Here is a 25,603-nt window from a genome sequence, read left to right as displayed (position 1 = left end):
CAGGAATTAATAGCTATAGATGTTATTTATTTACAGAAACTCTCCAAAGGGTGTTGCCGCTGTCGTCATTGACCAAAAGAGAGCCGTCATTCATAACGGTTACATCTACCGGGCGGCCGTAGGCCTGTGCTTTTTTCTCATCGGCAATAAAACCTGTAAGGAAATCCTGCGGAGGGCTCGAGGGTTTGCCATTCTTAAACGGAACGAAAATTACTTTGTAGCCTGTTAGTACTGATCTGTTCCATGAGCCATGTTGCCCTACGAATGCCCCGTTTCGATATTGTTCGGGGAAAGCGTCTTTGTTATAAAAGGTAAGCCCGAGAGAAGCGGTATGGTTACCAACAGGAACATCAGGCACAATGGCTTTGGCAATAAGGTCTTTGCCCTGGCCTTTCATTCGGGGGTCTTCTATCTGGCCGTAGTAGGAGTAGGGCCATCCGTAGAAGCCGCCTTCTTTTACACTTGTTATGTAATCGGGCACAAGGTCGTCGCCCAGTTCGTCGCGCTCATTCACGGCAGTCCATAGTTCCTTGTTTGCAGGGTTCCAGTCCATGCCTACAGGATTTCTGAGTCCGCTTGCGTAAATGCGTTCGCCGCTTCCGTCAGGGTTAATCTCAAGTATATTGGCACGGCGAAATTCGGTGTCAATACCATGCTCGGCCACATTACTTGCCGATCCTACCGATATGTATATCTTAGATCCATCGGCATTTGCTAGGAGGTTGCGTGTCCAGTGGTTGTTATAGCCGCCGGCAGGGAGCTCAACTATTTTTTTGCCTTTTTCTGTGAATAATGCTAATTCACCTGCCTTATACGGATAACGGTATAGCCCATCGGTATTGGCTATGTAAAAATAATCTTTGAGGACAAGCATACCGTACGGCTGATTGAGCTTTTCGGCAAAAATGGCACGGGTCTCAAAAGTACCATCTTTATCATTGTCCCTAAAAACGGTTATTTGATCGGCGCTGCCTGATGTTGCAGACTCTGCTACAAAAATATCTCCATTTGGAGCAATATAGGTATTACGGGGATTCTTGAGGTCGCCTGCAAATTTGGTGACGGTAAATCCTGAAGGCGCTTTAGGAGTCTGTCCTTCAGGCCAGTCTTTCATTCCGTTGCGTTTAGTAACGGATTCACTCATAAACGGGGCAGGAAGGGTAAGGTCGCCAATGGCAGTTTTTACGGTTGTGCTGCCTTCGGAGCGGGCTTCTTGTTTTTCTTCTTTCGAGGGTTCTTTTTTGCAGGAGCCCATAAGCAGGAGTCCTAGAAACGACAGGGTAATAACGGTTCTTTTCATGATTTTTAGTAATTCGATGTTTTTCTTTTACCGAATTTAATTATTTGGAATCCTAAAGCCTTGAGTATTAAATGTAATTTAACACTCATAAAAAAATCGCAAAATGAGGTGCTTCCTGTAAGGAGGTGCTTGGTAATTAGTATATTTGCATCTTATTTAAAAACTAAAACGTAAGAAAAACCAGTGATACAGCTTCACGATAAACATTTTGTCCCTTTTATAACTGCAGACGATATCGATGCAGTGATAACAAGAATGGCCCGCCAGGCCGAAGAAGATTTCAAAGGCGAGATCCCTGTATTCATAGGGGTTCTTAACGGATCTTTCATGGTAGTGTCTGACTTTGTAAAAAAATATTCACAGCCCTGTGAGATCAGCTTTGTAAAGTTATCTTCTTATGAAGGTACCGCGAGTACACATTCAGTTAAGCAGCTTATTGGGCTTAACAAAAGCCTTGAAGGCAGAAGCGTGGTGGTGATAGAAGATATTGTTGATACAGGAAATACTGTTGCAGAGCTTAAAAAGATATTTGACGGGCATAACCTGAAACAGTTAAAGATAGCTACGTTATTCTTTAAGCCCGAAGCTTATAAGCAGGATATCGCACTGGATTACATAGGCTTTGAGATACCCGATAAATTTATTGTAGGCTATGGCCTGGATTATGACGAATTAGGTCGTAACCTGCCTGAGGTGTACCAGTTACATGAATAAAATAACAACCCAAATATAAAAATGATCAATATTGTACTATTCGGAAAGCCGGGTGCAGGAAAAGGCACACAGGCAGAGTTCTTAAAAACTAAATACAACCTTACGCATATCTCTACCGGCGATATCTTCCGTTACAACATTAAAAATGAAACGGCTCTTGGGCTTGAAGCTAAATCTTATATTAACAAAGGTGAGCTTGTTCCTGATGCACTGACTATAAAAATGCTACAGGACGAAATCGAAAAGAATACTGATACTAAAGGTTTTCTTTTTGATGGTTTCCCGCGTACTACAGAGCAGGCAGATGCACTGGATGAATTCCTGAAAACAAAAGGATGGGGCGTTACTGCTACAATCGCTCTTGAGGCAGACGATGAGGTGCTTGTTGCCCGTCTTCTTGAAAGAGGAAAAACCAGCGGCCGTGCCGATGATCAGGACGAAGCACTTATTCGCAACCGTTACCAGGAATACAATGAGAAAACCGCTCCGCTTATTGAGTATTACGATGCTCAGGGTAAATTTCACGCAGTAAACGGTATAGGCGAGATATCTGATATTACAAACCGATTAAGCGCGGTTATAGATACGCTATAATTTAAAACAAAACGCTTGGAAATAGCCATAATATTATTCCTGATTATTTTAAACGGTGTTTTCTCCATGTCTGAGATAGCATTGATATCAGCAAGGAAAAATCGCCTTGAATCTGCCGCAAAAAAAGGCAATGCAAGTGCGCAGGCTGCCCTTGACCTGGCAAATTCGCCAAACAAATTCCTTTCTACGGTACAGATAGGCATAACGCTTATTGGTATCCTGACAGGTATTTACTCAGGAGATAAAGTAACCGATGATGTTAAGATCTTCATTGAGGGCTTTGAGGTTCTAAAACCATATTCTGCAAATATATCTGTAGGTGTTGTCGTAGTAATACTAACGTTTTTCTCACTGGTATTGGGTGAACTCCTTCCGAAAAGGATAGGGCTTAATTACCCTGAATCTATTGCAAAAGCGGTAGCGATACCGATGAAATACATCTCAATAATCACGGCACCTTTTATATGGTTGCTTACCTCTTCAACCGATTTCCTGCTGAAAGTATTCAGTATTCGCCCAACGGCTGACGGAAAAGTAACGGAAGAAGAGATAAAGGCTATCATTAAAGAAGGTACCGAAGGAGGAGAAGTTCAGGAAATCGAACACGATATCATGGAGCGTGTGTTCCATATTGGTGACCGTAAGGTAAACTCACTGATGACACACCGCAAATCTGTTGCCTACCTGTCTACCGATGCTAACAATGAAAAGGTTCGTGAGATAATGCTTGACGAATTGCATTCGGTATATCCTGTTATTGACGGGGCTAATCTTGACGATGTAATAGGGGTAGTGCTGCTAAAGGATATTTTTGCGACCTATGGCACACCTGCTTTCAGCCTGAAAGAAATCGTAAAAGAACCTGTTTATTTAATAGAACATACATCGGCATATAAAGCACTGGAGATATTCAAAAAGACCAAAGTACACTATGCATTGGTTACCGATGAATATGGTGTGTTTCAGGGATTGATTACGCTAAACGATATACTTGAAGCGCTTGTAGGCGATGCCTCTGATTTTTATGAAGATGAGTTCAGGCTTGTGGCCAATGAAGATGGGACATGGCTGGTTGACGGACACTATCCGTTGCATGACTTCCTTACTTATTTTGACCTTGATGATCTTACCAATGATTATGAGGTGACGACCGTAAGCGGACTTGTAATGACCGAACTATCATATATACCGAAACAAGGTGAAAAACTGGCATGGAATCTCTTTGAACTTGAAGTTGTAAAAATGGATGGTGTGAAGATTGATAAAGTAAAAGTAAGGTCTCTCAAAGAGTAGACTTTTCGATTATAAAACAAAAAAGCCGGATAATTTATCCGGCTTTTTTTATTTCTATAGTTCATTCAGGCTAATTGCATTGTTCTTGAAATCATGGTAAAAAAGCACGATCCAGTTTTCTTCTTTAGCCTGTTTTTCCCAAACCTGTCGCAGTTCCATGGCTTTTTTGCCGTCGTCGTCAGACTTATAAGCGATGTGGAATTTAAGGTAACTTTTTTGAGGAAGGTTATCGGCACCGTAAAAAGCGGTAGTGTTGTCCTCTTTTATCCAAAATACCTGATGAAAAGGCGAGTGGCCTCCGGTAACTTCGTAGGTTACATAATTGCCTATCGTGCCTTTATCGTCATTCATGGCGATAAGATTGGGCAAGTCGGCAAATGTTTCTAAATAGTCCTGGTTAAAAGAATAGCTCTCTGTCTGCTGAAGCGCATAATCCAGTTCGCGTTGCTGGTAATATATTTTAGCATTGGGGAAATTCTGAACGAATCCGTTGCCCGTGTCATATCCTAAACTTTCAATATGGTCTTTGTGAAGATGGGATAACAGTACTTTTGTAATTTGGTCGGGAGTATAGCCTGCTTCTTCAATACGCTGCAATAGTACCTGTTTGCCGTCTTTTGCAAATCCTGACCCGGCATCGAGTAGCAGTATGTCGTCAGGAAGGATGATCAGGAAAGGGCATACGGACATTTTTAGCAGTGATGGGTCGGCTGTAGCGACTTCATCCCTTTGTATTTCGGTAAATATCTTGGTTTTGGTAACTGTAAATATGCCCTCGTTGAGCGGTATGATTTTCATGTTGCAATTATTTGCTGTAAAGTTACTAAATGAAGCTGTATTCTCCTGTACTTTGGGCTAAATGAGCTGCAATAGGCAAATTCATAAAAATAGCTTACTTTTGCACCCACAACCACAGAACGATAATATTTAATCGGAAAGCATGACAGAAGGGAATTTTGTAGATTACGTAAAGATATATGTGTCTTCCGGTAAGGGAGGTAAGGGGTCTACTCACCTGCACAGGGAAAAGTTTATTGAAAAAGGTGGCCCCGATGGTGGTGACGGTGGCCGTGGCGGACACGTGTACCTTGTGGGTAACAAAAGCCTGTGGACTTTATATCACCTGAAGTTTGCAAGACATATTAAAGGTACGCATGGTGGCGATGGTGGTAGTGCAAGAAGTACTGGTGCTGATGGTGAAGACAGGTATATTGATGTTCCTTTAGGAACTGTTGTGCGTGATAAAGAAACCAACGAAATACTTTTTGAAATTACCGAAGAGGGTGAAAAACAAATTGTAGCCCGTGGCGGTAAAGGTGGCTTGGGTAACTGGCATTTCCGTAGCTCAACCAACCAGACGCCAAGGTATTCCCAGCCGGGTATGCCTGCCGAAGAGCGCGATATCATTCTTGAGCTTAAAGTTCTTGCCGATGTTGGCCTTGTAGGTTTCCCCAATGCGGGAAAATCGACATTGCTATCGGTGCTTACTTCTGCGAAGCCAAAGATTGCCGATTATCCTTTTACGACTCTTAAGCCTAATTTAGGTATTGTTGCCTATAGGGATTTTCAGTCGTTCGTAATTGCCGATATTCCGGGTATTATTGAAGGTGCTGCGGAAGGTAAAGGATTGGGGCATTATTTTTTAAGACATATTGAGCGTAACTCTACATTGTTATTTTTAGTTCCGGCAGATGCGGAAGATATTAAAAAAGAATATGAGATTTTGCTGGATGAGCTTAGAAGGTATAATCCTGAAATGCTTGACAAGGACAGGCTGATCGTGGTTTCTAAAAGCGATATGCTTGATGATGAGCTTAAAGCTGAAATGAAGCAGGCACTGGATAAAGAATTTAAAGATATACCTTATATGTTCATATCATCTGTTGCTCAACAGGGATTGACTGAGCTCAAAGACAAGCTTTGGCAGATGCTGAACAATTAAAAAATAATATAGTTTTTTTAAAGCCGGTTAATGACCGGCTTTTTTGTTGCTTTTTTATCTGGTAATCAAGGAGTAAAAAATTAAACATTTGTTTAAATATTCTCTTTTGTTAACATAATTTTAATAAAAAGCCATATATTTGCACCGAATAAAAATTGGGTTAACCATCCCATAACTATTTGGTTACAAAAACTATATGAAATTCAACTATAAAAACAGTCTGACTGTTTTATCGCTGAGGCTTTTTGTGGTATATGTCGTGTTCATGTTGTGCCGCCTAGCCTTTTTGTACTTTAACAACGATGTTATTGACCCTATTCAGGGAAACAATATTTTGAGTTTGTTGCGTGGAAGCCTGATGTTCGATACAGTTTCCATTATCTATATCAACCTGCTCTTCATGGTGATGTCGCTTATCCCGTTTCACTTCAGGGAAAAGAAAGCTTATCAAAAAGCAATGTTCTGGGTTTTTATGATTACCAATGGCCTTGGACTGCTTATTAATGTTGCCGATATTTTTTATTACCCGTTCAAACAGGCAAGAATAGTGCTGGGTGATTTCTTCCTGTTGGGAGAAGATGCTTTTGTGCCATTGCTGGCCGACTTTGTTGTGGATTACTGGTATGGCTTTGTTTTTTACATCTTATTGATGGTGATCTTATACCAAAGCTATAAATGTTCATGCGAAGGAAAGCAGGAAGTGACTGAAAAACCTCAGAGCAAAAAACGCTATTATGCTGTAAACAGCGGCTATTTTGCAATAATGGCTATCGTCGTGATTTTCTTTGTGAGAGGCGCTACGTTTTCTGCGGCCTCATTCCCTATAGGAATGAACGATGCATTTTTGTATACGGATAATTCTACGCATACTTCTTTCGTTTTGAGTAACCCATTCTGCCTTATAAGGACAATGGGGAAATCGAAAGATGTGCAGTCTCCAAAATATTTTGACGATGAGATTGCAGAAAATATATATCCTACAACGCATGATCCTGAAATATCGGAAGTGTTTGATATTGACAGAAAGACCAATGTGTTTGTGATCATACTCGAAAGTTTTGGGAAGGCGCATATAAAAAGCCTGTCTGACCAGTTCAAGCCGGAACAGGAAAGCAACACACCATTTTTGGATTCACTTTTTCAGGAAGGCTATCTTTTTACCAACGGACACCAGAACGGTTACCGCTCGGTAGATGCACTTCCGGCAATATGGGCATCGATACCCACCTTTAAGGAGCATTTTCTGTCGCTGCCTAATTCGGTTGCACCCTATTATGCGATGCCGGCCTGCATGAACGAGATGGGCTACCAGACGGCATTCTTTCATGGAGCGGTAAAGGAGTCGATGGGATTTGTATCATTCGGGAAAAATACGGGCATAAAGAACTTCTATTCACGTGAGGAATATGAAGAAGAAAACGGGACTGCCGATTTTGATGGCAAATGGGGGATATGGGATCATAAGTTCATGCCATTTGTACATAAAAAGCTCAACAAGATGGGTAATAGTGAAAAGCCTTTCTTTGCGACATTCTTTACGCTGTCTTCGCACCATCCTTATGCGATACCTCCAGGATTGCCAAAGCAGTTCAGTGAAGGAACAATGCCGATACACCGTGCTATTAAATATTCTGATTATGCGCTTGGGGAATTCTTTAAAAGCATAGAGAAAGAAGCTTGGTACAAGAATACGCTATTCATCATCACAGCCGATCATTCGTCAGGAGCTGATAATGCGAAATTCAACAAGGCACCGCATAATTATACCATTCCGATATTTTTCTTTAAGCCGGGCAGTAAAATGCATGCTAAAGATGACAGGGTAATGCAGCATATCGATATCATGCCTACCGTTTTGGGTATGCTGAACTATGAGAAGCCATACTTTGCTTTTGGTAAAGATCATTTTGATCCTGCGGCGGTCAAAGATCATTTTGTGATAAATGTTTCAAACGGTGCGTTTAATTGTATTACCGATGATTACTATTACATGTTCAACGAGAAAGATGTAGTGTCTAAGATCGATTACAGAAGGGACGGGCTTGGTAATAACAATCTCATCAAAAACAAAACAAAACAGGATGAAGAGACCATAAGAAAATTCAAGGCATTCATTCAGGAATATTACAATCACATCAACAAACGCGACTACCTGCCGCAACCGGATAAAAAGAACAGGCTGGCGATGGTGGAGAAGAGAAGATAACGAGAAGATGCCATGTGCATCTTCTTTTGTTTTACGAATGATTTGAATGCAATGGATAGCTTTTAAGGCCCTATAATTTTACCAAATTCTCAAAAAAAGGTATCTTCGCACCACATAATTTAAAAATAGTTAGTGGTTCACTGTAACAAAAATAATATTATGGTGACTATTAGCTAACGACTATTAACTTTATCCACAACAAATGAAAAAAATTATTTTATTCCTTACCATGTCGCTTATGGTTCTGCCAATGAGAGCTGACGAGGGAATGTGGTTTTTGATGTTCATTGAGCGCCTTAATCACAGGGATATGCAAAAAATGGGACTTCAGTTAACCACTGAAGAGATCTACAGCATTAACAACCACAGCTTAAAAGACGCTATCGTTCAGTTTAACGGAGGCTGTACAGCTGAGATCATCTCTAAAGACGGTCTTGTACTTACTAACCACCACTGTGGTTATGAGGCGATCGCTGAACTTTCTACTCCTGAAGCTAACTGGCTTAAAAATGGTTTCTGGGCAGCGAACCACGCAGGTGAGCTTAAGCCAAAAAGCCTTTCTGTTCGTTTCTTCGTAAGAATGGACGATGCTACAAAAAGGATATTAGGGAAACTTAACCCAAACATGACTGAAGCTGAAAGAGAAAAAGCTATCCAGCAGGAAAGCGCAGCTATCGAAAAAGAAAACAGCGAGAATGGTAAATATGTAGTTTCTGTTCGTCCTTTCTTCCAGGGTAATGAGTTTTACTATTTCGTTTACCAGGATTATAACGATGTTCGCCTTGTAGGTACGCCTCCTGAGAGCATTGGTAAATTTGGTGGAGATACTGACAACTGGGAATGGCCTCGTCATACAGGTGACTTCTCTATGTTCCGTGTATATGCAGATGCTAACGGTAACCCGGCTGAGTACTCTGAGAAAAACGTTCCTCTAAAACCGAAGCACTACCTTCCGGTAAGCTTAAAAGGTGTTCAGGAGAATGACTTTGCAATGATCCTGGGCTACCCAGGCCGTACTAACCGTTGGATGCCGGCAGGTGGTATCGAGCAGAATGTTAAGTTCGCTTACCCGGCATGGGTTGAGTCGTCTAAACTTGGTATGGACAAAATGAAAGTACACATGGATAAGAGCGACAAAGTACGCCTTAACTATGCGTCTAAATATGCGCAGGTTGCTAATTACTGGAAAAACCGCCAGGGTATGATCGACGCGCTTACAAAACATAAAACTGCTGCAACTAAAGCTAAGGCTGAAGCTGACTTCAACAAATGGGCTAACAAGCCTGAGAATAAAGCGAAGTTTGGAGAGGTTATCGCTACGATAAACAACTTCTATTCTAAAACTAACGAAAAAGCACGTCATGACAACTACCTTGTAGGTATGCTTAGAACAAGTGCTTTTGCTGCAACGCCATTCAGCTTAGGCCGTGGCCTTGAGCAGTATGCTAACGCTAACGCGGAAGGCAGAACTGCAATGAAAGCTGATCTTGATGCTTATATCGAAGAGGTTTACGGTACTATGTATGAGCCTATCGAAAGAGATGTGCTTGCTGCACAGCTTAACCTTTATGCTACAAAATCTACAGGATACGAAATTGCTCCGCTTGTTGCTAAAATTGGCAAAGAGAACAATTACAACTATACGTCTTATGTAAACAATGCATTTGATAAAAGTATCTTCGCTTCTAAAGAAAAACTTGAAGCATGGATGGCAAACCCTAGCGCTGAAACGCTTAAAAACGATCCGCTTTATGTTCTTTCAGCTGACCTGATGACTAAATACAGGGCTAAATCGGAAGAGCAGCAAAAACTTGATGCTGATTTCTCTAAATCATTCCGTCTTCTTGTAGAAGGTATGAGAGAAGCTAATCCAAAAGCTAAATACTACCCGGATGCTAACAGTACGCTACGTTTAACGTATGGTAAAGTACGTTCGCTTCCTGCTGATAAGAGAAACGACGCTAAGAAAAACTACTACACTACTATGCAGGGTGAAGTAGCAAAATACAAACCGAATGATGAGGAGTTCGACCTTCCAAAAAGGCTTCTTGAGCTTTATGAGAAAAAAGACTTCGGTCAGTATGCTGACAAAGCAGGTTACATGCCGGTAAACTTCCTTACGGATAACGATATTACAGGTGGTAACTCAGGTTCTCCGGTACTTAACGGTAAAGGTGAGCTTATTGGTCTTGCATTCGACGGTAACATCGAGGCTATGGCCGGTGACGTTATCTTTGATAAAGACCTTCAGAGAACTATCAACGTTGACATCCGTTATGTGCTTTGGGTTATCGACAGATACTCAAATGCAAAACACATTGTTGACGAGATGACAATCGTGAAATAATTATATAATTACATTCATATTGAAAAATCCGTTCCCCGAAAGAGGAACGGATTTTTTTGTTTTACGGCTCTATAATTCTGCTATTTTGGCTACATTTGAAGTCTTAAGAAAATTAGATAATGCGTACACACTTTATAGCAATAGGCGGTGCTGCCATGCACAATCTGGCACTGGCACTTCACTCAAAAGGATATCAGGTAACAGGCAGCGACGATGCCATTTTTGAGCCTTCGCGTTCACGCCTGGAAAAAAAAGGTCTTCTTCCGGCAGAAATGGGTTGGTTCCCGGAAAAGATAACCGCCGATATCGAAGCTATAATCCTTGGCATGCATGCCAAAGCTGATAATCCTGAATTGCTCAAAGCACAAGAACTTGGATTGAAAATATATTCATACCCTGAATTCTTATATGAGCAGTCTAAAAACAAGACCCGTGTTGTTATAGGTGGATCACACGGTAAGACGACTATTACAAGTATGATCCTGCATGTTATGCATTACAATAACATCGAAGTAGATTATATGGTAGGCGCTCAACTTGAAGGTTTTGATACCATGGTGCACCTTACCGAAGAAAATGACTTTATCGTTCTTGAGGGTGATGAGTACCTGTCATCTCCTATGGATCGCAGGCCGAAATTCCATCTGTATCAGCCAAATATTGCCCTTATAAGCGGTATCGCGTGGGATCATATCAATGTGTTCCCTACGTATGAAAACTACGTTGACCAGTTTAAAATATTTATTGAGAAAATAACCAATGGTGGTATTTTGGTTTACAACGAGAATGACCCCGAGGTAAAACGTGTAGCCGAAGAGGCTACGAATCCTATTCGTAAGCTTGCATATCATACACCAGAGTACACTGTACAAAATGGTGTTACATTATTAGAAACTCCCGAAGGCCCAATGCCAATTGAGGTTTTTGGTGCACACAACCTGAACAACCTTGCCGGTGCTAAATGGATCTGCCAGAACATGGGTGTAGATGAAGCTGATTTCTACGAAGCCATTGCAAGCTTTAAAGGAGCAAGCAAACGTCTGGAGAAGATTGCAGAAAACGGGAAGAATGTTGCTTATAAAGATTTTGCGCATTCGCCAAGTAAGGTGGCGGCAACTACCAAAGCGGTAAAAGAGCAGTACCCTGATAAAACGCTTATTGCATGTCTGGAGCTCCATACCTACAGCAGCCTGAACGCAGAGTTCCTTAAAGAATATGAAGGAGCTCTCGATAATGCCGATGTTGCTGTGGTATTTTATTCTCCCGACGCGGTTAAGATAAAGCAGCTTGAAGAGGTGACTTATGAGCAGATTGCCAAAGCCTTTAATCGTGAAGACCTGATTATTTACACAAACCCGGCAGCGTTTAAAGAATACCTGTACGAACTTAAATACGGTACCGAAGGGGTTGCGCTGCTACTGATGAGCTCCGGCAACTACGGAGGGCTCAACTTTGACGAAGTTAAAAACCTTATCTAAAAGCTTTGAATAATATGAAAAAAACCTGAAGTAAACTCTTCAGGTTTTTTTGTTGAATGGATAACAGGCTTATTGTTTACCTATATCTGGTGCTACATACGATTTATCGTAAGATTTTATAAAGGGCTATATAGTCTCAATATGAAACTAACCTATTTTCTGTGTGGCAAAATCCTTAAAAACCTCTCTAATAGCTCATGGAGAAATGTATATTGGGTGTGGTTATAATTTGTTGTTTTTTAATTGTTTAAGAATGGTATGTCACCAAAAAACCATTTGTAGTCACTTTTTTGTCATATGTGTTTAGGCTCTGATGTGCTAATCCCATTAAAAAATGTATTAATGTTGCCGGAAATTAATTAAGAGTAGTATTAAGAAAGTACCGGGTTCGCCATTTAGATTTTGAAGTTTTTTATAGACAATAGTAGTTTTTCTTTAGGATTCTAATTTTTAGGTTTAGCAAGTAATAAGGCGGCCCGGTATTTTTTTTTGTACAATAAAATAATGGATTTTGCAGTACAATAGTGTGTGTGATTTGTAGTTGTAGTATTACAACTTAAAATCAATCACCATGAAAAAAATCGGAACAGTTTTGGCCTTGGCCTTTTTAGTTATGTCATGCTCTAATGACGATGACAAAAACAAAGAAGAATTCTTTAACCTGAAAGTAGGTAACCAGTGGGTGTATAAAAAGTATTATGTAAATAATAGTGGAGAAAATTATAAAGGGGAAACTGATACGGTAAAGATTGTAGGAACAGAAATTATTGAGGGTAAAGAATATTTCAAACATACGCATACTAATGATATGTTTGATGATGCATCTTTGAGAGTTGATGGAGCTGGTCATTTGGTGAAATCTTCAGGGCGCGTTGTCCACCCAGGAACCGATAAAGGTTTTACTGATAGCCGGCCTTTAAATTTTAATAATGATTTAGGAACTATAAATTATGCTTTAAAGGATATGGTTACGGTCATTGTTGAAGGTAAAAGTTACGACATGTTTCCTTATTCAGGTTATTTCATACCTTCACCTCAATACAACTTGCCGGAAGGAGAATCAGTTATTGATTCGTATTCTAAAGGGATTGGCTTTGTAATAAAGAAATATAGGTACATAAGCGGCACGGGCTTTCTGGAATGGAAGTTGGTCTCTCATGATTTGAAATAATAAAAGGCGCCATTGGCGCCTTTTTACTTTTTATATCGATAGTGTTTCCTTATTTCATACTCAAAAAGTACATCTTCCATCATCTGTCCTGAACCGATATTATGAACTATCATATAGCGTCCTGATGGTGCTTTTTTATTTACCACTAACCCAATATGCGTATGCCTGCCGCTTGGCAATATCCAGCTTACAACATCGCCGGGTTTATAGTCCGATGCATTGTTAGTAACGGGGAGCGTTTCTCCAAAACGACCAAAAAAGGTTTCCAGATTAGGAACGCGCCTGTGGTCAATATTAGAGTCGGTAGTTTTTAGCCCCCAGGCTTTAGGATATTTGGTAAAATTTTTCTTCATGTCTTCATGTACCTCTTTTTGCAGGTCAATGGCCATTTTTCGATAAGCCCTTATTACGACATCAGTACATACACCTTTGCCTTTAGGGACATCACCATTGGGATAGGCTATGGTGAAATAAGTAGGGTCATATTCAATTTGGTCTTTGGTAAGAGAAATTGCCGCGTCGGATAGTTTTTCGTAGAAATCCTTTGCTTTAGCGGGCTTAGTGCCTGCAATATAGGGTGTGGCAGCGTTGGTGCATCCCAGTAAAAGAAATAATAGTAAATGTTTCATAGTTAGATGGTTTGCTATTAAAACGAAAGAATTATCCCATATAGTATATTTTTCAATCTCCATTTTCTGTACATTAGTGGTATACTCACTTACTATATGGAAGAATCTACAGGCAATTTTTCGATTAAATATTGGGCAGAAGACGATCAGCCACGTGAAAAAATGATGCTTAAAGGCAAGGCCGCACTGAGCGATGCCGAGCTTATAGCGATACTTATAGGTTCGGGCAGCCGAAACGAAAGCGCTGTCGAACTGAGTAAACGCATTTTAGCCAGTGTAGATAACAACCTGAATGCATTGGGTAAGCAAAGCCTGCAACAGCTAATGGGATTTAAAGGGATTGGCGAGGCCAAAGCCATAACCATTGCCGCTGCGATGGAATTGGGTCGCAGAAGACGCGACGAGGCAAGTGTCGATTTAAAGCGTATTACCTCCAGTCGTGCCGTTTTTGAGATAATGCAACCCATAATAGGCGAATTGCCACACGAGGAATTTTGGGTATTGTACCTTAATAATTCTAATAAAGTCACTTATAAGTCGCAGTTAAGTAAAGGAGGGATTACCGGTACAGTGGTTGATGTGCGTATTGTATTTAAGACAGCATTAGAACAAAATGCCACAGGGATAATACTGGTTCATAATCATCCTTCCGGAATTTTGCAGGCCAGTGAACCCGATAAACAAATCACCCGTCAGCTTAAGACTGCAGGCCAGGCGCTGAGTATCAATGTGCTGGATCATGTGATTGTGACAGAGCAAGGATATCTTAGTTTTGCCGATGATGGGATTTTGTAAAAACCTTTCCTATCGTTATGTTAATTAATTTACAGGATTGTAGTATATGCTTTAATTTTAAATAAAAAAGCTATGCATAACTACACTATGACCTTTAAATTTGATGGTGAGTTCGATCTTCCTGATGAACCCAATATAAGGGATAAGGAAGTGCCGGGTATGGTTCTTCGAAAACTTGAAAGTCATCAGTTTGAATTGGTTGATTTTAATCTCACTGAAAATTATGACAGGGAGCATGCTAAAGTATATATCAAAGATCCCCTTATACATCGTTCTGTTGTAGAAATTCGTCTTGACCTGACTATGAACGATCTAAAGAGCAGAAGTGCTATTTACTCCCGATGCCTTAACGCACTGCACGATGATGAACTTCTTTTAGAACGTGCTTTCGAAAAGGATGATAAAGAAAAAGGAATGCTGCAAAGCATCATTGTTTTTGAAATGAAAAATAAGCGGAGTGTAGAGGCATAATGCCTGCTATACAGTTTTTTTATCATTGTATTTTCCCTAAATTGCAGGTCAATTACACATTGACATGATAAGTACAAAAAATATACGCTTTTCTTATGGCAGGGAAACTGATTTTAGTTTCCCGGATATTGCCACCTCAAGAGGGGAGAGCCTTCTGATAACAGGAGGATCGGGAAAAGGAAAAACTACACTATTGCACCTTTTAGGAGGACTGCAGCGTCCTCAAAGTGGTGAAATCATTATAGAAGATACCAATATAGCCAGGCTTTCGGAAAAGCAGCTGGACCAATTCAGGGGTAAAAACATTGGTTTGGTATTGCAACAATCTTATTTTGTGGCATCACTTAATGTGCTTGAAAACGTGGTGCTGGCTTCATGGCTGGCTACAGGTAAGCATGCTACCGATAAAGCAAAGCAATTATTGGAACAGCTTGATCTAAAAGACCATCTTTATAAACTGCCATCGCAGTTAAGTATAGGGCAACAGCAAAGAGTGTCTATCGCCCGTGCGCTTATCAATGAGCCAAAGCTTTTATTGGCCGACGAGCCTACTTCAAGCCTTGACGATGAGAATGCATTTAAAGTTGCCGATATGCTTTCTCAGTTGGCGAAGCAATATGGCACTGCATTGGTAATCGTAACCCACGACCAAAGGCTGAAAGACCGTTTCCCTAACCAAATCTCTTTATAATGATCACTAAAATTGCCTGGAAAAATATTTGGTTCAAGCCATTAAACACATTGCTCAGTATAATACTATTAACTGCCAGTGTTGCTATTATAACCCTGCTAATTCTGCTGCAGGGGCAATTCGAAAAAAAATTCAGTGATAATATCGATAATATAGATGTTGTTCTTGGTGCTCAGGGAAGTCCGTTGCAACTTATACTTTCTTCGGTATATCAGGTTGATGCCCCTACGGGTAATATTGATTATACTGAAGCAAAAAAATGGATGAAGCACCCGTTCGTGCAGTCAGCTATTCCTTTGGCTTTTGGAGATAATTACAGAGGATTCCGAATCGTTGGGACAACGCCCGAATATCTTACCAAATATGGTGCAGCGGTAACTAATGGGAAGGTTTTTGATAAGAACTTTGAAGTTGTAATCGGTAATTCGATAGCCCAAAAAATGGGACTTAAAGTAGGAGATAAATTCTTTGGTTCACATGGTGATGCCGAAGAAGGCGAAGTACACGATCACCAGGCTTATATAGTGACCGGGATAGCTTCAAAAACCGATAAGGTTGTAGATAATCTCATACTCTGTAATATTCAGAGTGTATGGGCAATGCATGATCACGGACACGAGGAAGGAACTGAAGAAGAACATGATCATGCGCATGAGGCTGTAGCAGAGGCTCACGACCACGATCACGACCACGACCATGATGCCCATGCCGAAGAAGCTCACGACCATCAACATGAAGAAGCTGCTCCTGTAAGTGAAGAGGGTAAAGAAATTACCGCTGTCTTAGTTAAATTCAGGAGTAAGATGGGTATAGTTACATGGCCAAGAATTATTGCGCAGAATACTAAAATGCAGGCTGCTTCGCCGGCTATAGAAATAAACCGTCTGTTTACATTGTTTGGGATTGGGCTTGATGCATTAAAATATCTGGCAATGGGTATAATGGCAATATCCGGTATCAGTATTTTTATTGCTTTATTTAATACGTTGAAGGAAAGAAAATACGAATTTGCCTTGTTGCGCGTTAATGGAGCAAGCCGTTTACAATTACTTTCACTGGTTTTGATAGAAAGCCTTCTTTTATGCGTTACAGGCTTTGTGTTTGGAACGATTGTTGGTAGAATAGCATTGCTGTTCATATCGGGTTCATCGGAGGATGAATTTAAAATGTCATTCAATCCTTTTGAGTTTGTATGGGAAAAAGAAGGATATTTGTTCCTGCTCACTATCTTTGTAGGGATTTTGGCAGCGGTTATTCCTGCCGTGAAAGCATATAGTTTAAATATTTCAAAAACTCTTGCAAATGCGTAAGACCTATTTATTTTTAGCCCTTGTTGTTACAGGGTTTGTTTTAATGTCGCTTGGCACACCTTCTGATACTAATGAATTAAAAAAAGGGGGTATAGCTTCTTATACAGCAGTTTCAGATACGCTTACCTGGAAATTACTTGCCCAGATCAAATACCTTAAAAAGCCAAGTAAAGATTATCCTGAAGGGGTAATGTATCCTGTGGTTAATTCTACCCTTAAGGCTAAGAACAAAAAAACGATAACCATGAGTGGTTTTATTATCCCTATCGATAATAAGAACTATGCCCTGAGCAAAAATGTTTTTGCATCATGTTTTTTTTGTGGACAGGCCGGGCCTGAGACTATCATGGGAATTAAATTCAAGAGCCCAAATATGAAGCTGAAAACCGACCAATATGTTACCCTTCAGGGAACATTCAGGTACAATGATGCCGATGTAGACGACTGGATTTACCATATTGAAAATGCTGTTATTACAAAAGGGAACTAATGCGATTAACGGATAAGAAAGCCATTTTTTTTGACCTCGACCATACACTTTGGGATTTCGAGAAAAATTCGGCACTTGCATTTCAGTTCATCATAGAGAAATACAGTATTGGTGTTTCTCACGAGGAGTTCAATACTTACTATTCTCCCATAAACGCAAGCTATTGGAAGCTATACCGCGATGGTGATATCACACAACAGGAATTGCGTTATGGTCGCTTAAAAGACACATTCTCGAAGCTCAACTTTAATATAGCTGACGAACTCCTTCATACTGTATCTGAAGAATATATCAGGCTGTTGCCTGAAAACAACTACTTGTTTGATGGAGCTGTTGAAATACTTGAATACCTGAGACCAAAATACAGCCTGCATATCATAACTAACGGGCCTGATGAAGTGCAGGAGCGCAAACTAAAGAATGCCAATATTGGGCATTACTTTGATACGATCACAAATTCGGAGCTGGCAGGCTGCAAAAAGCCGCATGCCGGTATTTTTGAATATGCTTTAAAAGCAGCAAAAGCTGATAAGGCCAGCAGTGTTATGATAGGTGATTGTATTGAAGCCGATGTTCAGGGTGCCATCGATTGTGGGCTTGACGCTATTTTTTTTAACGAACACCGTAGTGAAGCCCGCCCTGAAATACAACAGGTATATCACCTTATTGATTTAAAAAACATCTTATAATTACTATGAAAAAGACTTTATTATTTTTAGCTGTTCTGTTTTCCGGTTTTGCATTTGCGCAAAGTGTAAACGATTATAAGTATGTCGTCGTGCCTGAAAGATTTACCTGGCTTAAGGAGGCAAATGAATACAATCTTAATGTCCTGACAAAAACGATTTTTGAAAAACAAGGATGGCAGGTTTTTTATCCGACGCAAAAGATGCCGGATGAACTGGCGCTTGACCGTTGTAAAGCCCTCTATGCAAATGTTGATGAAAAAGGAGGCCTGCTAAGTACAGCACTTACTATTACACTTAAAGATTGTAGCGGCAAAACAGTTTTTACTTCTATTGAAGGGAAAAGTAAGCAAAAGTCTTATCAAAAGGCCTATTATGAAGCGCTTCGTGAGGCTTCTCAGTCAATAGGGCAATTGAATTATAAGTATGCTGGTAAAGATACACCTGTTAAGGCAGCCGTTATAATACCTTCGACACAACAGGCAGTAGCTCCAACAATTGTTAATAATGAAAATCAGCTTTTTGCCCAGCCAATAGCCAATGGTTATCAATTAGTAGATAATACGCCTAAAGTTATTCTTAAGATTTATAAAACATCACAGCAGGATTCATTCACAGCTGTTTCTGATACTAAGAACGGGGTTGTGTTTAAAAAAGGAAATGATTGGGTTTTTGAATACTACCTAAACGATAAGCTTATCTCTGAAAAGTTGAATATTAAATTTTAAGTTTCAAAGTTTCAAAGTTTCAAAGTTTCAAAGTTTCAAAGTTTCAAAGTTTTTTGACTTAGCTACTCTGTATCTTTGAAACTTTGCCGCTTAATACCCATACTTTTTCCAGCGGTTCCTTAAAAATTCGCGCGTTGAATTTTCCCTGGAATTATTTCCCGGATCATAAAAGGCAGTGTTTTTAATCTCATCAGGAAGGAATTCCTGGTCGGCAAAATTATTGTCATAATCGTGAGAATATTTATATTCCTCTCCGTATCCTAACTCTTTCATTAATTTTGTAGGTGCATTGCGCAAATGGATAGGAACCGGTAAATCGCCTGTTTGCTTCACTATTTGCTGTGCTTTACCTATTGCCATATAGCTGGCATTGCTCTTAGGGGAAGTGGCCAGGTAAATAGCACACTGGCTAAGCAGTATTCTTGATTCGGGATAGCCTATTGTAGCAACTGCCTGAAAAGTATTGTTGGCCATTATAAGTGCGGTAGGATTAGCGTTGCCAATATCCTCTGAAGCCAATATGAGCATGCGTCTCGCTATAAATTTAAGGTCTTCTCCACCTTCAATCATTCGTGCAAGCCAATACACGGCTCCGTTAGGGTCGCTTCCACGCATTGATTTTATAAAAGCAGATATAATGTCATAATGCTGCTCACCGGTTTTGTCATAAAGAACGGTATTTTTCTGTGCAAGCTGCATTACCCTTTCATTGGTAATCTCAACAGTGTCACCATCTGATGCATTGATTACTAACTCAAAGATATTAAGCAGCTTTCTCCCATCTCCACCGGAAAGGCGTAGTAAAGCTTCCGTTTCTTTCAGGTTAATGTCTTTAGTTTTCAGGTAAGCATCTGCTCCCATCGCCCTGTGAAGCAGTGCTTCCAGGTCTTCTTTAGTAAAAGCATTCAATACATATACCTGGCATCGGGATAATAATGCGGGTATAACTTCAAAACTCGGATTTTCAGTAGTTGCCCCTATTAGTGTTACCCAGCCTTTTTCAACGGCTGCTAAAAGTGAATCCTGCTGTGATTTACTGAAACGGTGAATCTCGTCTATAAAAAGAATAGGATTTTTAGCTGTAAAAAGGCCTCCGCTTTGTTTGGCCTTGTCAATTACTTCGCGCACATCTTTTACGCCGGCATTAATGGCACTTAATATGTAAAAAGGGCGGTTGCTTTCCTGCGCCATGATTTGGGCAAGGGTTGTTTTTCCTGTGCCCGGAGGCCCCCATAATATTAATGATGGAATTATGCCCCTTGCAATCTGATGCGTAAGTGAACCGTTAGGCCCTACAAGATGTTGCTGGCTTATGTATTCTGATAAATGCTGCGGTCGTATGCGTTCTGCCAAAGGTGCTTCCATGAGGTAAAATTAATCATTTATCGGAATGGGGCAAAGTACATTAATACAAGTTTGTATTTAGATATTAATGAGGTTATCAATACAATGCCTGAACGATTTCATAATAAGTTTTTTCTTAATTTTAAAACAAAAAAACATGCGCCAGTTTATCTATATAGTTCTGCTTTTTATCGTGCCGGTCATTGCTTCTGCGCAATCAGAGAAGCAGAAGATATTGATTGACGAATATCTTGAAAATTGTGGTAACAAGCTATACTATCATGCTCCTGAGTGGCAGGAGTGCCTGGATGCAATGCTAGAAAAGGATAGTACAGTAGCCTATTTTTGGCAGCAAAAAGCTATGCCTTATTTTAAAGCCAGAAAATATGAGGCCGGTATGGTATTTCAGGATAAGGCGGTGGCTTATGATATAAACCAGTTGCCGTATAGGGCATTTATCAAATGTATCTTTGCCAAAACCTATGGTGATGCGATAGCCGATTTTGAAAAGTCCCTCAAACTCTATGGTAATAGCTATGAAATGGATCATACCTACAATTTTTACATAGCCGTGTCATATTTGCAGCTTAATGAATTTGAAATGGCAGAGCATATATTTGAACGGGAGCTTAAAAATACCATCAATGCTAATGGTGTCGATAATGCCCACCACCTCGACCTTTTTTATTATGGGATAGCTAAATTTGAGCAGAAAAAATGGAGTGAAGCTATAACCATTTTTGACAGGGCACTAAAGCTGTATCCCCAATTTTCGGATGTTAAGTTCTATAAATCGAGATGTCTTGCAAGACTGGATAAAAAGGAAGAGGCGCTAAAGGTATATGATGAGGCACGTGCCGATTTTAAGCTGGGTTATACCATCAATGAAGATAATGCGGTCTATGAATTATATCCGTATCAGATTACAAGATATAGGGAGTAGCTCTGACAAAATAGCAGGAATTTTATTTTGGATATATTTTTGAGTCTGCAATACCATGACTGATACAAACGAATTCAAATTTTCACCTTCCGTTTTCACCTGGCCATTGTACTTTGTGCTTCTTTTATGGCTGGTGTACTGGTTCGAGGTGAAATACCATATATATCTTAACGACTACGGAATATTGCCCAGGACTTTGACAGGGCTGCGGGGTATTGTTTTTAGCCCTTTTCTGCATGGAAGCCTTGAGCACCTTTATAATAATTCTATTCCGTTATTGGTGCTTGTCGCTGCGTTGCGATATTTTTACAGGCAACATGCTTTACAGGTTATTGTTTATGGAATATTGCTCTCCGGATTGATAACCTGGCTTATAGGAAGGGATTCTTATCATATTGGAGCAAGCGGGCTCATTTATGTACTGGTAAGCTTTATGTTCTTCAAAGGAATACAGACAGGTTATTATCGATTGGTGGCGTTGTCGTTGACGATCATTATGCTATACGGGGGAATGATATGGTATGTTTTTCCTGATGCCGATCATACAATTTCGTGGGAAGGGCATTTGGGTGGATTGGTAAGCGGATTACTTTTTTCAAGGATATACAAAACACCTGAGTATAGAAAGCAGATTGTTTATGACTGGCAAAAACCAGATTTTGATCCTAAGCAGGATGCTTTCATGAAACGCTTTGATGAGAACGGTAACTTTGTGAACCCACCAAAACCGGAAGATATTGAAGTTGTTGATGCAGAAATTTTATCGCCTGTAGCTAGTCCGGGGATAAGAATTATATATTCCTATATTCCTGAACAAGATATAAACAAAAAAAGAGAGCTGGGTGACCCGACTCTCTGACTATAGTAAACTTATTGTTTCTTATTGTCTCTGCCTTACAGCTTCATAAAGAAAAGCACCACATGCTACAGATACGTTTAAGGATCCTATAGACCCAAACATTGGTAGTTTTGCTTTTTCATCAACAATCTTTAGGACTGAAGGGTTGATTCCTCTGTCTTCAGAACCCATAATGATTGCAACTGGTTCGTTTAATGCGATATCATAGATGTTGTTGTCCGTTTTCTCAGTGGCAGCAACTGTTTTAATACCCGATCCCTGAAGGTGGAAAATAGCATCCTTAATATGTTCTACCTTACAGATAGGGACATTAAAAACAGCACCTGCGGATGTTTTTACCGTATCTCCGTTTACAGGAGCCGATCCCTGCTTTTGAACTATGATTCCATCTACTCCGGTACATTCTGCCGTACGGATGATCGCCCCAAAATTACGGGCATCAGATAATTGGTCAAGAATAAGGAATAGTGGTGTTTTACCGGTTTCCATTACTTTTTCGATCAGCGATTCAAGGTCATGGAAAGAAATAGGGGCAATGGTAGCTACTGCTCCCTGATGGTTGTTATGTGTTAGCCTGTTTAGTTTTTCCACAGGAACATAACTGAAGTTTACACTATTGGCCTTCATCGCCTTCATCAGGTCTTTCATCAGGTCGCTCTCTGCATCCTTCTGAATAAATACCTTGTCAATCTCTTTTCCTGCGCGTATAGCTTCTATAATAGCTCTTATACCGAAAATCTGATGTTCTTTTTCCATGGGACAAAGATACTACTTAGATTAAAAGAACTAAAAAAAATGTTAGCGAATAAAAAAACCACCAGCCGAAGCTGATGGTCTTTATAATTGGGTGATTGATTACTAATATTCGTCTTCCTCGAATCCGGTTCTTTTATGGCCTGAGAAAATAATGATTGTTCCCGGGTCATAGTCAAATTCACCTTTAAAGTAAATGCTGTCTACAACATTCCCTGATTGTGAATGTGCAGCATTTTTCAGTATTTTACCTTCTGTGATATTTACGATAGAACCATCGGCATCATTGTCAGTGCCTGCAGCGCTAAAAGTTAGGTTACTTAGATCATAATTAACCCTGCTTACAAGATACCAGCCTGAGTAATCATCATCTTCAGGGCCTATTCTGTCACTGATGAACATTTTTCCATTATTGTCATCAAAGGTTCTGTGCAAAGTATGTTGTGCATATACATTACCATCTACATCGCTGATGTCAATATACCATTCGCCGTTCATCACCTGACTTGGTGTGCCTCCGGCGTCGTAATCTTCATAGCCTCTGTCGTTACATGCCACCAGATTCACTGTTACAAAAACCAGGGTAAGCATTTTCAGTATGTTGAATTTGTTTTTCATGTTATTATCTTTTATCGGGTGAAAATACGCGGACCAGTACCATAGGTAGGCAGAGCGTAAATTGTCCAGGTGAATGAATTTTCATTTACAATATTTCCAATGTTGCTTTCTATACTTAAGCCTGAAGGTGAAGCGTTTTCCTGAAAAGGAATATACACTATTTGATCATCGACGTTGTAGAAGGTTGCTTTAAGAAGTATTTTAGGATCATCAAGCACAGTACCTCCTGCATTGTCACATTGGTAAACCCTGTCGTCAAGTCGTATAATGTTATTCGGGTTGCCGTTTCTAAAGAATGTGCCTTCAAGGTTAATAGCGCTTGGTTCAGCACTAAGTACTATAACAGTTCTTTTCTTTGATGTGGCAAAGCCGTCAACATTACTGGCAGCATAAGAAACGAAATAAACACCCGGTGTGCTTGGGTCTACAGTGCCTGTTGTTGTAACTTCTATTTCCTCACCGTTTTCTAAAGCGATAGCACCTTCTTCTGTATACGTATCTCCTTCAGTGAGTACAACAGTAGATTCCCCATTAATTGTTAATTCCGGGTAAAATGTTACTTTTGAAGAAACCGGGTCTTCAGTACAGGAAATGAGGGTAAATAACATTATCCCTATTCCTAAGCCTATTTTATATATATTTTTCATATCTAGCTGTTATTTTTGATCCCACCAAACTTTTTCAATAACTGAATTTCTTTGGGGCACATTAGGGTTTCTGTTTACTTCATTTTGTGGATAGAACAATATTGTAGGCATTTGCGTGCCGCTTAAAACTGTAATTTTTGATGGAACACGGTTTCCTATAGCATAATCTACTGTACCTACCGGCACTACTTCAGGATATTTAGTACGTGTTGTTTCGATATAAGCCTCTATGTTGTTTACAAATGCCAAAGCTGCCCATTTCTGGATTATTACCTGTCTTACATTTCCTTCAACGCTTCCTGCATCTACATATTCATAGTTTCCACCAGGAGCAATCAGAGCCTCAGCAAAGGCAGTTGCCTCAGTTGGGCTGTAAACAACAGCATACGTTTTATCAGCATCTGTAGTGTCATAAATGTCATCCAGGTTGTCGTCTGAAACGAAATTAGCTGCATCTGTTAAGAAAGAAGCAATAACACCCGCATCATATTTTTCTTTAGCTCCAGCGCCACCCGCATAGCGAATAAGGGCTTCAGCCTGAAGGAAATTGCTTTCAGCTACAGTTATGAAGAATACAGGCAGTCTTGGGTTAACATTTGGTCTTGCATAATCTTTAGCTGTATCATTGAAATCATTTCCTGATCCCTGTACAATTGAAGTATATTCAAGTGGCCCATCTGCAGGAACGCCTCCAACGACAGGTCTTGCGTCAGGTCTATAGACTAATTCTTTTCTGTTATCTCCATTTTCAACGTAAAACTCAAGAAGTGAATTACTCGCAATGTTATTTACATCGCCAAATCCGTTTCCTTGATTTGACAGCTGTACTCCATAGAATGGATTAGTCTTATTCAGTGTTTCATTGAAGTTTGAAAAATCTGCATCTTCTGTCAGGAAATTGTTTTCTGCCATAAGGGCATTAACAGCAGCAGGGTCAGCCAAAGAAGTATATGACATTCTCATGTATATTCTTAGTTTCAGCGTATTGGCAAATTGTACCCATTTATCACCATTACCATTATAAACGTTGTCTTGTGATCCTACAGTACTAGATACAGGATTAACGCTATAAGCATCAATTGCAGCATCAAGTTTTGCAATAAGATCAGTGTAGACTTCTCCGCCCGGCGTTAAAGCAGGTGTGATGTTAGCTGCGCCCTGAAGTGCTTCGGAATAAGGAACATCTCCAAAAAGGTCTACCAATACCTGGAAAGTATATGCTTTCAAAGAAGTAGCTATAAGCTGGTCAGCAGTGTTGTCTGAATTTTTCAATACAAATTCCAGGTCACTAAGACATCCGGCATAAAGTTCCTGCCAGAACCTGTCAGAATATGCGGCGTTAAGATTATTGGAATCCATAAGTTCAAACTGACTCGCACTTGGAGATTGTGTCTGGTATTGTGAATACATACCTCCAAGATTAGTTAGCTCACCACCGATTACTGTAGCAAGTGATGCTTCAGCGGAAGAGAGAGCAAGGGCTGGGGTAATCTCCCCCGGTGTATTTGGGTTGTCGTTTATATCTAATTCGTCAGCGCAGGAAACAAATGCCAAAACGCTTAAGAACAAGACCGATCTAAATATTTTTTTCATG

General features: G+C 40.1%; 25 protein-coding genes. 17 read left to right on the top strand and 8 right to left on the bottom strand.

The features are described from left to right. Nucleotides 1–22 precede the first annotated feature (22 nt). Nucleotides 23–1,300 carry a PQQ-dependent sugar dehydrogenase gene (locus tag ACX0HA_RS03925; RefSeq protein ID WP_458843960.1) on the bottom strand — a complete coding sequence of 426 codons (1,278 nt, stop codon included), beginning with the start codon at nt 1,298–1,300 and terminating at the stop codon, nt 23–25. A 183-nt stretch (nt 1,301–1,483) separates the two neighbouring features. On the opposite strand from ACX0HA_RS03925, the gene hpt reads away from it, so the two are divergent. From hpt to ACX0HA_RS03910, 3 genes are read left to right on the top strand one after another with little or no spacing between them, the layout of a single operon-like run. Next, nucleotides 1,484–2,014 (top strand): hypoxanthine phosphoribosyltransferase, encoded by a 531-nt coding sequence (gene hpt / locus ACX0HA_RS03920; protein ID WP_458843959.1) that lies wholly within the window; start codon nt 1,484–1,486, stop codon nt 2,012–2,014. A gap of 21 nt (nt 2,015–2,035) precedes the next feature. Then, nucleotides 2,036–2,608 (top strand): adenylate kinase, encoded by a 573-nt coding sequence (locus ACX0HA_RS03915; RefSeq protein ID WP_458843958.1) that lies wholly within the window; start codon nt 2,036–2,038, stop codon nt 2,606–2,608. A 15-nt stretch (nt 2,609–2,623) separates the two neighbouring features. Beyond that, nucleotides 2,624–3,901, top strand: coding sequence for a hemolysin family protein (locus ACX0HA_RS03910; protein ID WP_458843957.1), 1,278 nt, complete (start codon nt 2,624–2,626; stop codon nt 3,899–3,901). A 54-nt stretch (nt 3,902–3,955) separates the two neighbouring features. Here ACX0HA_RS03910 and ACX0HA_RS03905 read toward each other — a convergent pair whose 3' ends face one another. Continuing rightward, entirely contained in the window at nt 3,956–4,699 is a 744-nt protein-coding gene (locus ACX0HA_RS03905) for an MBL fold metallo-hydrolase (RefSeq protein ID WP_458843956.1), read from the bottom strand. Between the two features lie 142 nt (nt 4,700–4,841). Between ACX0HA_RS03905 and obgE the strand changes: the two genes are divergently transcribed. The 5 genes from obgE to ACX0HA_RS03880 all read left to right on the top strand — a co-directional run bounded on the left by obgE (nt 4,842) and on the right by ACX0HA_RS03880 (nt 13,045). Beyond that, nucleotides 4,842–5,843, top strand: coding sequence for a GTPase ObgE (gene obgE, locus ACX0HA_RS03900; protein ID WP_458843955.1), 1,002 nt, complete (start codon nt 4,842–4,844; stop codon nt 5,841–5,843). Between the two features lie 196 nt (nt 5,844–6,039). After that, on the top strand, nt 6,040–8,049 hold the full coding sequence (locus ACX0HA_RS03895) for an LTA synthase family protein (protein ID WP_458843954.1): 2,010 nt from the start codon (nt 6,040–6,042) through the stop codon (nt 8,047–8,049). Between the two features lie 202 nt (nt 8,050–8,251). Next, nucleotides 8,252–10,396 (top strand): S46 family peptidase, encoded by a 2,145-nt coding sequence (locus ACX0HA_RS03890; protein WP_458843953.1) that lies wholly within the window; start codon nt 8,252–8,254, stop codon nt 10,394–10,396. Nucleotides 10,397–10,515: 119 nt separating this feature from the next. Next, entirely contained in the window at nt 10,516–11,874 is a 1,359-nt protein-coding gene (locus ACX0HA_RS03885) for a UDP-N-acetylmuramate--L-alanine ligase (protein WP_458843952.1), read from the top strand. Between the two features lie 571 nt (nt 11,875–12,445). Continuing rightward, nucleotides 12,446–13,045 (top strand): hypothetical protein, encoded by a 600-nt coding sequence (locus ACX0HA_RS03880; RefSeq protein WP_458843951.1) that lies wholly within the window; start codon nt 12,446–12,448, stop codon nt 13,043–13,045. A gap of 23 nt (nt 13,046–13,068) precedes the next feature. Here the strand turns inward: ACX0HA_RS03880 and ACX0HA_RS03875 are convergent, their stop codons facing one another. Further along, nucleotides 13,069–13,674, bottom strand: coding sequence for a DUF1287 domain-containing protein (locus tag ACX0HA_RS03875; protein ID WP_458843950.1), 606 nt, complete (start codon nt 13,672–13,674; stop codon nt 13,069–13,071). Nucleotides 13,675–13,770: 96 nt separating this feature from the next. Here ACX0HA_RS03875 and radC point away from each other — a divergent pair, with 96 nt between their 5' ends. From radC to ACX0HA_RS03840, 7 genes are all read left to right on the top strand, one after another. Continuing rightward, the gene (radC, locus tag ACX0HA_RS03870; RefSeq protein WP_458843949.1) at nt 13,771–14,469 is read left to right on the top strand and encodes a RadC family protein; all 699 of its coding nucleotides are present in this window, start codon (nt 13,771–13,773) and stop codon (nt 14,467–14,469) included. 72 nt (nt 14,470–14,541) lie between these two features. Next, nucleotides 14,542–14,940, top strand: coding sequence for a hypothetical protein (locus ACX0HA_RS03865; RefSeq protein ID WP_458843948.1), 399 nt, complete (start codon nt 14,542–14,544; stop codon nt 14,938–14,940). 64 nt (nt 14,941–15,004) lie between these two features. Further along, the gene (locus ACX0HA_RS03860) at nt 15,005–15,631 is read left to right on the top strand and encodes an ABC transporter ATP-binding protein (RefSeq protein ID WP_458843947.1); all 627 of its coding nucleotides are present in this window, start codon (nt 15,005–15,007) and stop codon (nt 15,629–15,631) included. Then, the gene (locus ACX0HA_RS03855; protein WP_458843946.1) at nt 15,631–16,941 is read left to right on the top strand and encodes an ABC transporter permease; all 1,311 of its coding nucleotides are present in this window, start codon (nt 15,631–15,633) and stop codon (nt 16,939–16,941) included. The genes ACX0HA_RS03860 and ACX0HA_RS03855 overlap by 1 nt, the downstream gene beginning before the upstream one ends. After that, on the top strand, nt 16,934–17,431 hold the full coding sequence (locus ACX0HA_RS03850; protein WP_458843945.1) for a hypothetical protein: 498 nt from the start codon (nt 16,934–16,936) through the stop codon (nt 17,429–17,431). Before ACX0HA_RS03855 ends, ACX0HA_RS03850 begins: the two co-directional genes overlap by 8 nt. Then, nucleotides 17,431–18,120 carry a YjjG family noncanonical pyrimidine nucleotidase gene (locus tag ACX0HA_RS03845; protein ID WP_458843944.1) on the top strand — a complete coding sequence of 230 codons (690 nt, stop codon included), beginning with the start codon at nt 17,431–17,433 and terminating at the stop codon, nt 18,118–18,120. The genes ACX0HA_RS03850 and ACX0HA_RS03845 overlap by 1 nt, the downstream gene beginning before the upstream one ends. A 5-nt stretch (nt 18,121–18,125) precedes the next feature. Then, complete coding sequence (locus tag ACX0HA_RS03840; RefSeq protein ID WP_458843943.1) at nt 18,126–18,845, top strand: hypothetical protein; 720 nt, start codon at nt 18,126–18,128, stop codon at nt 18,843–18,845. Between the two features lie 90 nt (nt 18,846–18,935). Here ACX0HA_RS03840 and ACX0HA_RS03835 read toward each other — a convergent pair whose 3' ends face one another. Then, nucleotides 18,936–20,210, bottom strand: coding sequence for a replication-associated recombination protein A (locus ACX0HA_RS03835; protein WP_458843942.1), 1,275 nt, complete (start codon nt 20,208–20,210; stop codon nt 18,936–18,938). Between the two features lie 136 nt (nt 20,211–20,346). Between ACX0HA_RS03835 and ACX0HA_RS03830 the strand changes: the two genes are divergently transcribed. Together ACX0HA_RS03830 and ACX0HA_RS03825 are read left to right on the top strand one after the other, a co-directional pair. After that, nucleotides 20,347–21,132, top strand: coding sequence for a tetratricopeptide repeat protein (locus ACX0HA_RS03830; RefSeq protein WP_458843941.1), 786 nt, complete (start codon nt 20,347–20,349; stop codon nt 21,130–21,132). Between the two features lie 55 nt (nt 21,133–21,187). Next, complete coding sequence (locus ACX0HA_RS03825) at nt 21,188–21,991, top strand: rhomboid family intramembrane serine protease (RefSeq protein ID WP_458843940.1); 804 nt, start codon at nt 21,188–21,190, stop codon at nt 21,989–21,991. A 21-nt stretch (nt 21,992–22,012) separates the two neighbouring features. On the opposite strand, the gene rlmB is transcribed toward ACX0HA_RS03825, so the two are convergent. The 4 genes from rlmB to ACX0HA_RS03805 form a co-directional block, all read right to left on the bottom strand. Then, nucleotides 22,013–22,747, bottom strand: a complete 735-nt coding sequence (gene rlmB, locus ACX0HA_RS03820; RefSeq protein ID WP_458843939.1) for a 23S rRNA (guanosine(2251)-2'-O)-methyltransferase RlmB — start codon at nt 22,745–22,747, stop codon at nt 22,013–22,015. A 102-nt stretch (nt 22,748–22,849) separates the two neighbouring features. Then, a complete protein-coding gene (locus tag ACX0HA_RS03815; RefSeq protein WP_458843938.1) occupies nt 22,850–23,362 on the bottom strand; it encodes a lipid-binding protein in 513 nt (170 codons plus the stop codon). 11 nt (nt 23,363–23,373) lie between these two features. Continuing rightward, nucleotides 23,374–24,009 carry a DUF5011 domain-containing protein gene (locus ACX0HA_RS03810; RefSeq protein WP_458843937.1) on the bottom strand — a complete coding sequence of 212 codons (636 nt, stop codon included), beginning with the start codon at nt 24,007–24,009 and terminating at the stop codon, nt 23,374–23,376. Between the two features lie 9 nt (nt 24,010–24,018). Further along, the gene (locus tag ACX0HA_RS03805) at nt 24,019–25,602 is read right to left on the bottom strand and encodes a SusD/RagB family nutrient-binding outer membrane lipoprotein (RefSeq protein WP_458843936.1); all 1,584 of its coding nucleotides are present in this window, start codon (nt 25,600–25,602) and stop codon (nt 24,019–24,021) included. Nucleotide 25,603 lies beyond the last annotated feature (1 nt).

This window comes from Flavobacterium hauense, assembly GCF_054457175.1.
The sequence above is the reverse complement of the archived record's forward strand: the minus strand, read 5'-3'. Positions and strand labels throughout refer to the sequence as shown.